General features: G+C 42.9%; 9 protein-coding genes. 2 read left to right on the top strand and 7 right to left on the bottom strand.

Translation table 11 applies throughout. The features are described 5' to 3' along the window. Positions 1–37: 37 nt before the first annotated feature. The 7 genes from ACQ93I_RS10170 to ACQ93I_RS10200 all read right to left on the bottom strand — a co-directional run bounded on the left by ACQ93I_RS10170 (position 38) and on the right by ACQ93I_RS10200 (position 10,130). Positions 38–1,018, bottom strand: coding sequence for an aldose epimerase family protein (locus ACQ93I_RS10170; protein ID WP_431698421.1), 981 nt, complete (start codon positions 1,016–1,018; stop codon positions 38–40). Further along, positions 1,015–2,847 (bottom strand): DUF885 domain-containing protein, encoded by a 1,833-nt coding sequence (locus ACQ93I_RS10175; protein WP_431698422.1) that lies wholly within the window; start codon positions 2,845–2,847, stop codon positions 1,015–1,017. Before ACQ93I_RS10175 ends, ACQ93I_RS10170 begins: the two co-directional genes overlap by 4 nt. A gap of 118 nt (positions 2,848–2,965) precedes the next feature. Then, complete coding sequence (locus ACQ93I_RS10180) at positions 2,966–4,834, bottom strand: CocE/NonD family hydrolase (protein ID WP_431698423.1); 1,869 nt, start codon at positions 4,832–4,834, stop codon at positions 2,966–2,968. A gap of 65 nt (positions 4,835–4,899) precedes the next feature. Continuing rightward, complete coding sequence (locus ACQ93I_RS10185) at positions 4,900–6,909, bottom strand: cytochrome c biogenesis protein CcdA (protein WP_431698424.1); 2,010 nt, start codon at positions 6,907–6,909, stop codon at positions 4,900–4,902. After that, entirely contained in the window at positions 6,906–8,249 is a 1,344-nt protein-coding gene (gene tilS / locus ACQ93I_RS10190; RefSeq protein ID WP_431698425.1) for a tRNA lysidine(34) synthetase TilS, read from the bottom strand. The genes ACQ93I_RS10185 and tilS overlap by 4 nt, the downstream gene beginning before the upstream one ends. 25 nt (positions 8,250–8,274) lie before the next feature. Further along, positions 8,275–9,585, bottom strand: coding sequence for an anthranilate synthase component I family protein (locus tag ACQ93I_RS10195; RefSeq protein WP_431698426.1), 1,311 nt, complete (start codon positions 9,583–9,585; stop codon positions 8,275–8,277). Then, positions 9,582–10,130: an NADPH-dependent FMN reductase gene (locus ACQ93I_RS10200; RefSeq protein WP_431698427.1), complete on the bottom strand. Its 549-nt coding sequence runs from the start codon at positions 10,128–10,130 to the stop codon at positions 9,582–9,584. Before ACQ93I_RS10200 ends, ACQ93I_RS10195 begins: the two co-directional genes overlap by 4 nt. Before the next feature lie 124 nt (positions 10,131–10,254). Between ACQ93I_RS10200 and ACQ93I_RS10205 the strand changes: the two genes are divergently transcribed. Both ACQ93I_RS10205 and ACQ93I_RS10210 read left to right on the top strand, forming a co-directional pair. Further along, the gene (locus tag ACQ93I_RS10205; RefSeq protein WP_431698428.1) at positions 10,255–11,604 is read left to right on the top strand and encodes a DEAD/DEAH box helicase; all 1,350 of its coding nucleotides are present in this window, start codon (positions 10,255–10,257) and stop codon (positions 11,602–11,604) included. Positions 11,605–12,039: 435 nt separating this feature from the next. Further along, positions 12,040–14,394 (top strand): ATP-binding protein, encoded by a 2,355-nt coding sequence (locus ACQ93I_RS10210; RefSeq protein WP_431698429.1) that lies wholly within the window; start codon positions 12,040–12,042, stop codon positions 14,392–14,394. The last annotated feature ends 47 nt before the right edge of the window (positions 14,395–14,441 follow it).

Below are 14,441 nucleotides of genomic sequence, written 5' to 3' on the forward strand. Positions count from 1 at the left end.
AGATTAGCAAGAATAAAGGTAAGTTATACAGTTAAAGTTATGAACCGGTTGTAAACTTCCATTTAGTCTTATTCTCATAAGTTTCTCCCGGACTTAATCTTACCGATGGAAAATGTGAATGATGCGGGGCATCTGGAAATTTTTGTGTTTCAAGACAAACTGCAGCACGTTCAGATCCCACCTCTGTAGAATATTCCCAATCTGTAGGCAGATCTTCGGGAACATAGACCACCACAGCCGGCTGATTGGTTTCCACCTCCAGTTTTATTCCCGATTTGTCTCCTTTCAGAAAGATCTTTTCTGCATTTTCGTTCAATTGATACACGGTATCTAACGGCACCTCTCCTATTAATGCTACCTCTCTGAAATCAAATTCGGTACCCGTCACACCGGTCATCTTTCCTGTGGGCACCAGTTGCGCATCGGGCTCGAGAAATGCATCTGCAGGGATTTGGAGCCGGTGGCCATTCACATCTCCACGACCATTCAGGTTAAAATATGCGTGGTTGGTAATATTCACCACAGTGCCTTTATCTGTTGTGGCCGAATACGCTATACTTACCTCATTTTCTTCTGTAAGCGTGTATTTAACCCGAACTGTGAGATTTCCGGGGTAGCCCTCTTCCCCATCAGGAGAAAAATATTCCAGCACCACGTATGGATTATGCTCTTCTCCCTGTTCTATGAGTTTCCAGAATTTATAAGAAAATCCGAAGTTACCTCCGTGAAGGTGTACGCCATTCTTTTCGTGAAGTTTATAGGTTTTCCCATCAAGGGTGAATTGCCCTTTCGAGATTCTGCCGGCATAGCGCCCCACTGTCGCTCCAAAGTATTTCCCTTGCTGGTGGTAGGCCTCAGAGAGGTAATCTTCCGGGCGGGAAGGCCCTACAATAACATTTGCACCATTTATTTTTAAACTGAAGATCGCAGCTCCAAAATTGAGGATTTCCAGTTCTGTTCCTGTTTGATTTTTAAGCCTTAAGAGCATTAACTCTTCGGCCGTATCTTTTGTTTTCAAGCTTTTTTATTATTAACCCATTCTACAACCAGTTCTTCAAGTATATTTAATGGAACAGACCCGTTGGTAAGGACTACTTCATGAAACTCCCGAATATCAAAATCTTCTTCCAGCTCCTTCTTTGCGTATTCCCGCAATTCCAGGATTTTGTTCATTCCAATTTTATAGGCAGTAGCCTGCCCCGGCATTACTATGTGCCGCTCTACCATTTTTACTGCATCACTTTCGGCGTTGGGGGAATTTTGAACGTAATAGTCTATAGCCTCATCACGTGTCCATTTTTTGGAGTGAATTCCGGTGTCAACAACCAGCCTTATAGATCTCCAGAGTTCCATAGCCAGTCTTCCGAAGTCGGAATAAGGATCTTCGTAGAAACCTATTTCTTTCGGCACCAATTCACTGTAAAGGCCCCAGCCTTCAACGTAGGCTCCATAACCTCCCAATTTCCTGAACATCGGCAAACTGTCCAGTTCCTGGGCAATGGCAAGCTGCATGTGGTGCCCGGGTATGCCCTCGTGATAGGCAAGCGCTTCCAGCTGATAGGTGGGCATAGCCTCCATATCATATAGATTGGCGTAATAAGTTCCCGGGCGGGAACCGTCTATTGCCGGCTGCTGATAAAATGCCTTCCCTGCACTTTTCTCCCTGAAAGGTTCAACGGCCTTCACCACAATATCTGCTTCGGGTTGCGTTAAAAACAGCTCGTCGAGATGCCCTTTCATTTTATTAATGGCCGCTTTGGCTTCGGCTAAATACTGCTGCCTGCCTTCTTCTGAATTTTCATAGTAAAACTGGTCATCCTCACGCATAAACTGGAAAAAATCCTTCAGGCTGCCGTCAAAACCCACCTGCTTCATAATATCTTCCATTTCTTTATGAATACGCGCCACCTCACTAAGGCCAATTTCGTGAATCTCTTCAGCAGATAAATCGGTAGTGGTAGTTCTTTTCAATGCATTCTCATAAAAGGCTTTTCCCTTCGGAAATTTCCACGCACCATGATCGGCTGTAGCGCGCTGTTGCTGATCCTTTAGCTTTGCAATCAGGTTTTCGTAAGCCGGTTTAACTGAAGTGAGCAGCGCTTCCTGAGCCTCCAGGATCAATTTATCTTTTTGAGCATCTGGAACCTCCAGCTTTTCCACTTTACTGCGAAAATCTTCTAAAAGTGTGCTTGCTTCGGCCGATTTCTCAAAAGGGCGCCCTTTGAGCAGATTTTGCGAAGCCTCAACCGTCTGTGCAAACACAAAGGCCGGGGGCATAATCTGGTTCATTTCCCGTAGTTCAAGCCCTTTTATTACATCGTCTATTACTGCGGGAATCTTGTTGAGCCGGGCAATGTATACTTTTGCATCACTTACCGAATCTATCTTATGCATGTTGATCAAAAATGCCGGCAACTGCGCATGAACCCCAAACATTTGATTCACCGGGTAGTTGTAGAGCCTAAAATCGTAATCTTCAATCTCGTTTTCCAGTTGTTGACGGTAAAGCTTATAGCTAAGTGCAGCCTGCCCTTCAAGAGCTTCAGGGTTTATTTCATCTTTCAGAAAATCGAGCCTTTGCCTTGCCTTTTTAAGATCTTCGGCGTAGCGCAAGTGCGAAAAATCGTCCCAGGAATCATAATTTGTTTTTATTCCGAGGCGGGTTTGCAGCATGGGAGAATCGGCAAGATCTTTCTGAAATTCCTCCTCAAAAAAGAGATTTAATTGTGCTGTTTCCTGCTGGATTTCTTCCGAAGTGATCTCTGTTTCTTCTGAAGCATTCCTGCAGGCAGAAAAGCCCAGAATAATAACAAGTGAAAGCAGGTTTTTGGTGATTTTGATCTTCATAGGCACTATAATTTGATCCTGAAAATTGAATGTTGAAAATAGTAAATAAACTGCAATCCTGCAGCGGCAGTCAAAGAAAAAGAGGTGTCAAAAATGGCATTTTTGACACCTCAGTATTCTATTCCAGCACCGAGAAAATGACCTGGGAATCGTGGAAGACTTTGTGTTCCTGCTTTTGAAAATCCTCTTCTTCGGCTTCAAAAATATTGTCTACGTAGGTCTGCGGATTAAGGTCGATTAACGGAAACCAGCTGCTTTGTACCTGAATTTGCAATTTATGACCTTTTTTAAAGGTGTGGTGCACATCCTGAAGTTGCAGGTTTACTTCAGTCTTCTTGTTGGGTTCAAAAGGCTCGGGATTGGAAAAACTGTTTCTAAACCTGCCTCTTATAACTTCGCTGCGAACCATCATGTGATAATTGCTCATAGAGAGATAATCCTGTGTTTCTTCGAAATCTTCGGCATCGGGTGGAAAAACATCAACAACTTTCACAATCCAATCGGCCGCTGTTCCGGTAGTGGCCACCTGCAATTTTGCCAGCACTTCTCCGGCCAAAGTGAGGTCTTCCTCTAAAACTTCAGTTTCATAAACCAGCACATCGGGCCTGCGTGCAGCAAAACGCTGATCATCGGTCATGTACTTCCGCGGAGTAAAGACCATTTTGATATCTTCAGAATAAGGGACCGGTTTATTGGGGTCGCTAATAAACTCCTCAGCACCAGCGGTAACAGCAGAAGCATCTACAGGCTCTGCAATTAGCTGCTGATCATCACCAAGATAAAAGGCTTTCTTTTTTGCCATTTTTGGAGGCCAGACTTCATAAGTTTTCCATTCCATCAAGCCGGTATCGAACATGTAAGCTTCAGGAAGCGCAAGAGGTTCATCAGCCTCTCCTTTTAAAAAGTGGTTAAAGAAGAGGGTCTCCACTTCCTTTTGATAATTTTCAGAAATATTATCTCCAAAAAACACATTCCCAATAGCCTGCCGATCTTTTTTACGAGCCCAGTCGCCGTGGCTCCAGGGCCCCATTACAAGCATATTATAAGTATCGCTGTTCTTTTCAATGGTCTCATAAATATTGAACGGCCCGTAAAGATCTTCGGCATCAAATAAGCCGCCCACAACCATTACTGCAGGTTTAATATCTTTTAAATGCTGTACAATTCCGCGTTTTTGCCAAAACTCATCGTAATTAGGGTGCTCCTTAAGCTGTTGCCAGAAAACATTGTCTTCTCCGTAATATTTATCGAGATTTTTAAGAGGCCCTGCATCGAGGAAAAACTGGTATTGATCTTTAGTATGGAGCTCGGGAAAAGAATACCAGGCAGTATCGCTGGGGGTGCTTTTTTCATATCCAAAAACAGCAGTAGCCCGCCAGTAGCTCAACATATAGGCGCCGTTGTGGTGAAAGTCATCAAAAAAGAAATCCCCGATAGAAGCCTGTGGCGACACCGCTTTTATCGCCGGATGATTGGCCAAAAGAGAATAAGTGGCATAGAAACCGGGATAGGAAATACCCCAAAGGCCCACACGGCCATTGTTGTTCCCAACATTCTTCACCAGCCACTCTACAGTGTCATAAGTATCGCTGGATTCATCAAACTGTTTTCCCTTTTTCTTCGGAATAAAAGCCCGCATATTGTCATACACGCCTTCGCTCATCCACCTGCCGCGCACATCCTGGTACACGAAGATATTCCCCTGTTTCATCAAATATTCGTTGGGACCTAACTGTGACCGGAACTGCCCTTCTCCATACGGCCTTGAGCTATATGGCGTGCGGGTCATGAGAATTGGATACTCCTTAGAAGTATCTTTTGGGGAAAAGATGGTGGTATGAAGCTTTGTACCATCTCTCATAGGAATGACCACCTCCTTTTTGGTGTAGTGGTCTTTGACTTCATATCCAGTTGCGGTTTGTGCTAATCCACGGCTGCTAACCAGCACAAACAGCACCGGCAGGAAATAAATTTTGAAAAATTTCATCTGTAAGGTAAGTTTTGAAGTCCCTAAAGATAGAAATTCCTGTCAAAAACCTGCTGCCGATAAGCTTACTGGGCGTTAAATTCTTCTACACCTTCACTTAACCAGCTTGCAAACTCTTCTGAATCGGGCGTATATCCAACCGGTTGATTGAGCATGTTCATGTTGTGATCGAGCAAAACATAGAACGGCTGGGAGTTATTCCGGAAGTTAAGCGTTTGAAAAGTAGCCCATTTGTCTCCTATGGTTTCTATCTTCTTTATGCCGCCTGTGGGCTTTTGATAGTTAAACTTTTGATCTTCATGCAGCTGTTTGCGGTCATCTACATAAAGGGAAATGAGCACAAATTCATCCTGCATTAGATCAAAAACTTCAGGATCACTCCAAACCTGCTCTTCCATTTTTCGGCAGTTTACACAGGCCCAGCCGGTAAAATCGAGAAGAATCGGTTTATTTTCAGCTTTTGCCGCCGCAACGCCTTCATCAAAATCTTTATAAGCTTTTAAACCTAAAGGGCCTTCGGTTTCTTTTTCGTAGACGCTGTAAAACAAAGGTGGCGGGAAACCGCTAAGCAACTTAAGGTTGGCTGCAGGCGTGTTGGTGAGGCCGGGCACGAGGTAGACCACAAAAGCGAGGGTTGCAATACCCAGCAGCAATCTTCCCTTACCCAATTTCGATTTTGGGCCATCATGAGGAAAGCGCAGCACTCCAAAGAGATAGAGCAGTAAACCTATGCCTACTAAAATCCAGATGCCAATGAAAATTTCCCTTTTTAGAATCCCCCAGTGTTGCACCAGGTCGGCATTGGAAAGGAACTTGAATGCAAGTGCCAGTTCGATGAAACCAAGTACAACTTTGACCGAATTTAACCAGCCACCGCTTTTTGGCAGCGAATTGAGCCAGTTGGGAAAAAGTGCAAACAGCGCAAACGGAAGCGCCAGGGCCAGCCCAAAGCCTCCCATCCCGAAAGATAATTGAATTGCACCACCATCGGTAGTAAGGGAACTTCCCAGTAAAGATCCTAAAATGGGTCCTGTACACGAAAAAGATACCAGCGCCAGGGTAAGCGCCATAAAGAAAACGCCTATAACCCCTCCAAAGCTGGAAGCCTTGTCGTCCATTTTGTTACTCCAGGAACTGGGCAGGGTGATCTCGTAATACCCAAAAAATGAAAAGGCGAAAAATATAAAGATCACAAAGAAAATAATGTTCAATGTGGTGTTGGTAGAAATGTTGTTGAGTATGCCGGGATCAAGCGAATCCAGCAGGTGGAACGGCAAACTGAGCAAAAGGTAAATAAGAAAAATAAATACGCCGTACATGATTGCATTGACAAGTCCTTTTCTGCGGGTTTTTGCACCTTTTGTAAAGAAGGAAACGGTCAACGGGATCATAGGAAATACGCAAGGGGTAAGCAATGCGATAAGGCCACCAATGAAACCCAGGAAAAAAATGGTGGTGTAATTATGCTCTTTTTCATCAGCAATATCGACGCCGCCCACACCTTTTACATCAATATGCAAAGCTTCGGTAAGCCGCTGATCTTTATCTGAAACTTCAAGATCTGTAAAACCTTCTTCTACCTGATTTTCACCTATGTTAAAAGTAAACCGCTCTGTTTCGGGCGGAAGACATTTTTCATCGTCACAAACCGAAAAGTAAACTTCCGCAGTGATCAGCAGATCAGTTGAGTCCAGCACTTTGATCTTTTGTTTGAAAACAGCTTCACCTTCAAAGTAAGTAATGTCGGCTTCAAATACCGCATCATATAGCGCAGGAACATCGGGCTCAACGGTAGGCCCCACGAGCTCATATTTTCCGGGAGCTTCAGAATAAGTAAAAGCTGTAGGAATAGGTGCAATGTCAATCTTCACTTCCTCTTGGGAATAGAGGTGCCAGCCGGGTTCCAAAAATGCCGAAAATACGAGCTGGTATATTGAATCGTTCTCCTGCTCTACCCTGGCCTCCCATTGGATAGGATCTTCCATGCCCTGCCCCAGGTTATTGGGGTCAAATATCTGGGCTTCAGCATTAAAAAACCTTAAAAAGAAAACAATTAAAAGAATCGGTAATCTCATGGCGTGTAACTTAATCTCAGAATTTCCTGTGTACTGTCTTCAACAGCAAAGCGTGCATCGGCACGGTAGTTTATTACCCAAACAATATCCTGCCCCGAACACAGCAACCAGCAATTTTCTTTTTGTGGCAAAGATAACTTCTCATCTTTGAAAAACTTGCTTATTTTTTTCTTCCCTTTCATCCCAAACGGATAAAAATGATCGCCCTGCTGCCACTTTCTTACAGTGAGGGGGAATTGCAGCTTGTCTCGATCAAGAAAGATGACGGTAGCATCGCTTTTTTCGAGCTCTTCTGCCGGTTCAAACTGAAAAGTCCCCATGGGCAGCATCACCACTTCTTCATCTTCTTTGATGGTATAGATCTTATCTTCCAGCGGAGAAATCACGGTGAGAAGTAAATCTTCCCGCCCCCTTATAAGCCTGTGGGTTTTTGAGTAGACTATTTTTCCGGGTTGTGACTCCAGCAGGCCGTGCACATCCTCCCATTCGGTAAAGCCAAAAGATTTAAAAAGTTCGTACATCACGGCTTTTGTACTGGGAAGGGCCTGCAGCAATTTAACCTTAAAAGAATAGCCGTACTCTTCCTGCTTTGCCACCTTCGGAAAAATCACCGAAACATAATCTTCAATAAGCTGGGAACTTTGTTGCAGATGACTTCGGGTTTTTGCGAAACTCTCCAGTAACTGCGGATTCATTTCCAGCAATGTAGGGATCACCTCCAGCCGAACTTTGTTCCTGAAGTATTTAGTAGATGCATTGCTGCTGTCTTCACGCCACTGAAGCTCCTGCCCACGAGCATATTTTTCTATTTCCTCCCGCGAGAAAGGCAACAACGGCCGAATAACACAATCATTAACATCTGGAATTCCTGTGAGGCCTTCCAGCCCTGTTCCTCTTATAAGGTTGATGAGAACAGTTTCAAGATTGTCATTGGCGTGATGGGCTGTAAAAATATAGTCAAACTGCAATGTTTCGCGCAGCTCCCTGAACCAATTGTACCTTAGCTCCCTTGCCGCCATTTGAATGGAAATTTTCTTTCCGGCAGCGTAAGCTTCAGTTTCAAAACCTTCAATAAAAATTTCAGTTTCCAACGCATCTGCAAGTTCCAGAACAAAAGATTCGTCGCCTTCGCTCTCTTCTCCCCGCAGGTTAAAATTGCAATGGGCAAGAGCTATGTCAAGCCCTGCCTGCCGGCACAAATGGGCCAGCACCACACTGTCTACACCGCCACTCACGGCAAGAAGGATCTTGCGTGTAAGGGTTTTAGGGAACTGTTCCTCAAGGTGTTTTTTGAACTTTGACAGCATAGGCTCAAAGATATCAAAATGGATGGGTTGCAATACTCTTTTTTCTGAAGAATTCCCTTTAATCGTGCTCCTCCAGCACCTTTTTTAATGCTGCCGCTTTTACCAGGCATTCTTCATATTCATTTTCGGGGATAGAACGCGACGTGATGGCGCTACCTACCGAAAAAGACACGTATTTAGAAGCCTGATTGTATAAAATACTGCGGATAACCACGTTAAAATCAAAATCGCCTGCAGGATCAAAATATCCTACCGCCCCGCTATACAGGCCACGCCTTGTTTCTTCCAGTTCTTCAATGATCTCCATAGCCGAGATCTTGGGAGCACCCGTCATACTCCCCATTGGAAAAGTAGTGCGCAGCACCTCAACTGCAGGTATACCTTCCTCCAGCTTTGCTTTTACAGTAGAGATCATTTGATGCACCTGCCTAAAGCTATACACCTTGCAAAGTTCGGTCACCTCAACACTGCCTTTTTTTGCTGTTTTTGAAAGATCATTGCGAACCAGGTCTACAATCATGATATTTTCTGATCTTTCTTTAGGATCTCTTTCAAGCTGCAGGGCAAGTTCTTTATCTTTTTCGGGATCAAAAAGGGCTCTGGGCGCAGTTCCTTTTATGGGCTGGGAAATTAATTGGTTGCCTTTCTTCTGAAGGTATCTTTCGGGCGAAGCTGATAGCAAATAATGATCGTTATTTCTGAAAAATGTGGCAAAAGGAGGTTTGGAAATGTCATTTAATGCTGAAAATTTCAGAAATGGATCAAAAATGGCACTTTCAGCATAGAATTCCTGACAAAAATTGGCTTCATAGATATCTCCCCGCTTAATATGCCCCAACATTTCCTGAACTTTCAGCAAATAAGCCTCTTTTGAGATTCGGGGACTTACCCTGATCTCATTTTCCACCACCGGGAAAATCCCCTCGTGAAAATGCCCTTTTTGAATGATCTGCTCCAGGTCTTCTTCCAGCTCATCATCTACTAACCCGAGATAATTCAGCTCGAGTTCATTTGCTTTTAAAGTAATTATCTTCTTCGGCTGAAAAAAGAACAATTCAGGAAAAAAAAGTCCGTCGTGGTTGTTGCTCTTCAGGTGTTCCACGTCATTTTTGAGATCATAAGTGAGATACCCAAAAATCCAGTCGGCGGTGGTTTCCTGGTATTCTTTCAGCTTGTCAAAAGCTTCCGAAGCATCGGTTTGTATGGCTGTAAAGGCATCTACGGCGAGTAAAGCCTCAAAATTAGAGTAGGCGTCTTCATGTTTATTGCTGTCTAGCCACACCACTTCATTGAACTGGCGGGCCCAGTGCAACAGCGCCTTTTTTATGGGAAAATCTTTGTCAAATTTGACCTTTTTGGATATCCTCACTCCGCTGCTTCCTTAATATTTTGAGAAAAAGAAGTGATCACATCAATGATGCCCAGGTCGAAAATCTCATTGATCACTACACCTTTTTCGGAATCAAAATTTTCATAGAACTGCGGCAGGCTGAAGCTCTCTACCACTTCACCTCCAAAACGCGGAAACTGGTTCTTGCAGTATTCTAAAGCCGAAGCACCACCGCGCTTACCCGGAGAAGTACTCATTAAAAGTATCTTCTTGCCGGCGAGAAAATTCTTTTCCACCCGTGAAAGCCAGTCGATAATATTCTTGAAAAATCCTGAAACATTTGAGTTGTACTCATTCACTGCTATAATTAGAGCAGGAGCCTCAACAATTTTTTTATAAATAAACTTCACGTGTTCAGGGAAGCCTTCTTTTTCCTTTACAATGCTGTAAAGAGGAATGTCCAGCTCGTTAAGCTCGAGCACCTCTACCTGATGATCTGAAATTCGCCGGGTTACATTGAGAATTAACTGGTGATTGATAGATGTTGGGCTGCTGGAGCCGGCAAAAGCCAGGATCTTTGTCATAGTAGTAAAATTAGCAGTCAAAAATACAAAATAGGCCGGGAAGAAATAAAGATAGCCTTAGCTTAAACAAAACCCATAGGCTTTCAATAATTTAAGTTTAACTTTGCCCCTTAAATTTTACTGCGTGACTTTTCAGGACCTCAACCTTACTACTCCCTTATTAAATGCACTTGAAGATCAAAAGATCTCTACTCCTACCCCAATACAGGAGCAATCTTTACCTGTAATTCTCTCTGGAAGGGATATGGTGGGAATTGCCCAGACAGGTACAGGAAAAACCCTTGCATACCTTCTTCCCCTTCTAAAAACCTTAAAATATTCTGAACAAAAGAATCCGCGGGTCCTCATTCTGGTACCCACGCGTGAACTTGTGGTGCAGGTAGCAGAAGAACTTGAAAAACTTACCAAGTACATAAACACGCGCATTCTTGGTATTTACGGTGGCACCAACATCAATACTCAAAAACAACTGGTAGCCCAGGGATTGGATATTTTGGTCGCCACACCGGGAAGACTTTATGATCTTGCCATTAACCGCGACCTGCAGTTAAAATCTATTCAAAAGCTGGTGATAGATGAAGTTGATGTGATGCTTGATTTGGGCTTTAGGTTCCAGCTGACAAATATTTTGGAGCTGCTCCCGGCCAACAGGCAAAACATTATGTTCTCGGCCACCATGACGGCCGATGTAGAGAAGCTGATTCAGGAAAACTTTAAAAATCCCGAAACTGTATCGGTAGCCGCCAGTGGTGCCCCACTGGAAAACATCAACCAGGAAGGATTTGAAGTCCCAAACTTTTACACCAAGGTGAATCTTCTGAAACACCTGCTGGCCGATAAAGAAACCTTTCACAAGGTGCTCATTTTTGCAGGGAACAAGAGAATAGCCGATCGACTTTTTCAAAACCTCGATCCCCTTTTCCCCGAAGAATGTACCGTGATCCACTCCAACAAGACCCAGAACTACCGATTGAGGAGCATCAGGCAGTTTGGAGACGGATTTTGCCGCATACTCGTAGCTACAGACGTTATGGCCCGTGGTCTCGATATTGAACAGGTGAGCCATGTCATTAACTTTGATACTCCTGCCTACCCCGAAAATTACATACACCGCATTGGCCGTACCGGTAGGGCCGAAAAAGAAGGACACGCCATACTTTTCACAACTCCTTCGGAAACAGAAGATCTTGAGAAGATAGAATCTTTGATGGACCTGAAGATCTCTTTTCAACCTTTGCCCGATACCGTGGAAGTATCTATAGAACTCATTCCGGAAGAACAGCCCAAATCTGATGAAATTTACAACCCGAATAAATCTTCAGATGAAGATCAACCGGGCCCTGCTTTTCACGACAAAAAGGATAAGAACAAAAAAGTGAATTTAGGCGGATCCTATCGCCGGGAGATCAAGAAAAAGTATAAAAAGCCAAAGACCCGCGGCGACAAAAACTACAACCGCAAGAAGAAAAAATAGACTCGATTCTACATTTTTAATGGGCCTGTTTTAAGATAAGGTTTTCTTAATAAAAAGTTAAGCCACTGTAGGATTATCCAGGGATGATCTACGGATACCCTGCACCTCTAATCCAAAAAATTTGACGTTTATCTTCTCTAAGTGAGGATATTTAACTTATTGTAAACTAACAAGTAACATGCTACACCTCCCCTATTGATACAGATTTTTACGAGCTGAGCATATAAACTGAAAATTTTTTCTGTGAGAAAACACAGTAGATACGCAGCTTCCGGGAATGTGTAAGATATTTTTTGTAAAAATCTGGTATTGTGATGGTTGAGTTATTAAAAAATTATCCTAATTTTAACTTACTCCCCCTAATAGCCTAATATCGGAATGAGCAGAACGAAAGAACTGCTGTCTAATATTTTTTAGATGCAAAAAACTACTTTTATGCCAGATGAAATTTCTACTGGTGCTGCGCACAGCCTCTCCAGTGCTTTTAACGGGCGTGATACTCAGGAATTTCTTCTGTTTATTTTTTCTGCGGAAGATCTTTCCATTAAGGCAGTAAATTACCGATTTCTGCAGTACTTCAAAGACAGTTCTCCTGTTAAAGAAGACAGCGACAGCTTTTACAGGGAGAAGATCCATCCTGAAGATTATCCGGTTTTTTTACAGCTTCTGAAAAAATCTCACACACCTTCAAATCCCGAAGAAGGAACAAAGATAATACGTGTAAAATCTGCTTTTGGACACTGGAAATGTTTTCAATTTATATTTCGCAAGTATGATGGCTTTAAAGGCCGCAAGGGAAAATATATTCTAACTCTTGCAAAACCTGTAGATAATTCCAGCGTTAAGGGTAGAAAAGACCTGGGGCTCGAAAAAGAACAACTGCTGCAGGAAAGCCTTAACCGCTACCGGATCCTGGTAAATTCTTTAGATCAGGGATTTGGAGTGGTTGAAATGATCTTCGACCTGCAAAAGAATCCTATTGATTATCTTTTTGTTGAAGTTAATCCGGCGTTTGAAAAACATACTGATTTGAGAAACCCGCTGGGCCAAACAATGAGGGAATTTTATCGCGATCATGAGAGCCACTGGTTTAATACTCTTGGAAAAGTCGCTTTTACAGGAAAAGCTTTACGCTTTGAAGATTACGCTGTTGCACATCACCGGTGGTTTGATGTCTACGCCTTTCCCATAGGAAGTTCGAAAAGCAGAAAAGTAGCCTGCCTTTTCTCAGACATTACCCCGCGTAAAGAAGCCGAAGAAAAGCTGCAAAGATTAAACGAGGATCTTGAACTAAAAGTAAAAAGCCGTACACATGAGCTGGAGGAAAGTAATGAACTGCTCCAGATGGTTTTTGACACTGTAAAACAGGGCATCTTTGTAATGAAACCACTTTTTGGAGAGAATTATGACATTGTAGATTTCACCTATGTAAGAGTAAATAAGATCATTAACCGCTACTACAACCAACCCAAAATGGTAGGTCGCAGTTTTCTTAAGTATAATCCTGGCGCAACCGAAAAAGGGGTTTTTGAGGCCCTGAAGCAAACCATGCTGACAGGAGAATCTGCCAATTTTGAAATCGAAGTAGATCGTAACGGTAAAAATAACTGGTTTAGTATTTCCAGCAGGCGGCAAAAAGGTCTTCTCATCTGTTCCCTCGAAAATATTACGAGGAATAAATTAAAGGCTCAAAAATTAAGGGAGAACAGCAGGTTTAAAAAGCAACTGGTAGAAACTTCCCCAGACGTTATAATGATCTTCAACCTGTATACCGAGAAAATAAGATACATCAACAGAGATATATCGGCTGAAGAAGGTATGACTGTGGAGAAAATTCAGGGTATGTCATTACCTGATATCTTCCCGTTAATCCACCCTCAGGACCGGCAGAAAACCCTTGGCTTTCACAGCGGACTTCTAAAAAGCTCTGATGAAGATGTGCTTGAAGTAGAATTCAGGTTGAAAGGGCATGAAAAAAAATGGGAGTGTTATAATGCACGAGGCAAGGTGTTCATGAGAAATGAAAAAGGAAATGTAGTGGAGTACATAGTTCTCCTTAGAAATGTTCAGTCTCAAAAAATGACACAGCAGGCCTTAATTACTGCGGAAAAACTTTCTATTAAAGGAGAAATAGCGAGAACCCTGGCCCACGAGTTAAGAAACCCGCTGGCAAGTATCAACATGTCTGTAGACATACTGGAAAAACTTGGCCGTGAATCTCATACAAAGATGCCGAAAAACTACACCGACATCATAAAGAGGAGCACCTCGACCTTAAACAATTTGGTGACCGATCTTTTAACAGCGTCTAACTATTCACAGCCTAAAATGACAAAGTGCTGTTTGGCAAGAACCACAAACAAAGCTTTAAGTCATGCCAAAGACCGTATTTACCTTACAGGAGTTACTTTTCACAAAAAATACAGCGGCACTTACTTTATAAATGCCGACGAGGAGAAGCTTCAAATTGCAATACTGAATATTATTGTCAATGCCAGTGAAGCAATGGTGCCAAATGAGGGGAAGCTGACTCTTAGCATTAAGAAAAGAAAAAACACCTACTCCCTTACTATAACAGATAACGGCTGTGGAATGGTACAGGAACAACTGGACAGGCTCTTTGAATCTTTTTACACCCGGAAACCCGGCGGCATGGGAATTGGATTATGTTCTGTCAAGAACATCCTTGAAGATCACGATGCGACAATAGAAGTGCAAAGCGTTCCCAATGAAGGAACCTCCTTTATACTTACTTTTCCTGTTCATGAAGACGTTAAAAAAGGAAAATAAGCAGGTGCAGTTCAAAAAAAGCGATTATTGTGTATCTTCGGCAATTG

The sequence above is a fragment of the Salinimicrobium sp. WS361 genome, from assembly GCF_050750585.1.
Classification (GTDB): domain Bacteria; phylum Bacteroidota; class Bacteroidia; order Flavobacteriales; family Flavobacteriaceae; genus Salinimicrobium.

Bases quoted from the DNA above. Each gene is read 5' to 3' on its own strand.
- ACQ93I_RS10185 (WP_431698424.1), bottom strand. From the start codon at position 6,909: ATGAGATTACCGATTCTTTTAATTGTTTTCTTTTTAAGGTTTTTTAAT.
- ACQ93I_RS10200 (WP_431698427.1), bottom strand. From the start codon at position 10,130: ATGACAAAGATCCTGGCTTTTGCCGGCTCCAGCAGCCCAACATCTATC.
- ACQ93I_RS10175 (WP_431698422.1), bottom strand. From the start codon at position 2,847: ATGAAGATCAAAATCACCAAAAACCTGCTTTCACTTGTTATTATTCTG.
- ACQ93I_RS10210 (WP_431698429.1), top strand. From the start codon at position 12,040: ATGCCAGATGAAATTTCTACTGGTGCTGCGCACAGCCTCTCCAGTGCT.
- ACQ93I_RS10180 (WP_431698423.1), bottom strand. From the start codon at position 4,834: ATGAAATTTTTCAAAATTTATTTCCTGCCGGTGCTGTTTGTGCTGGTT.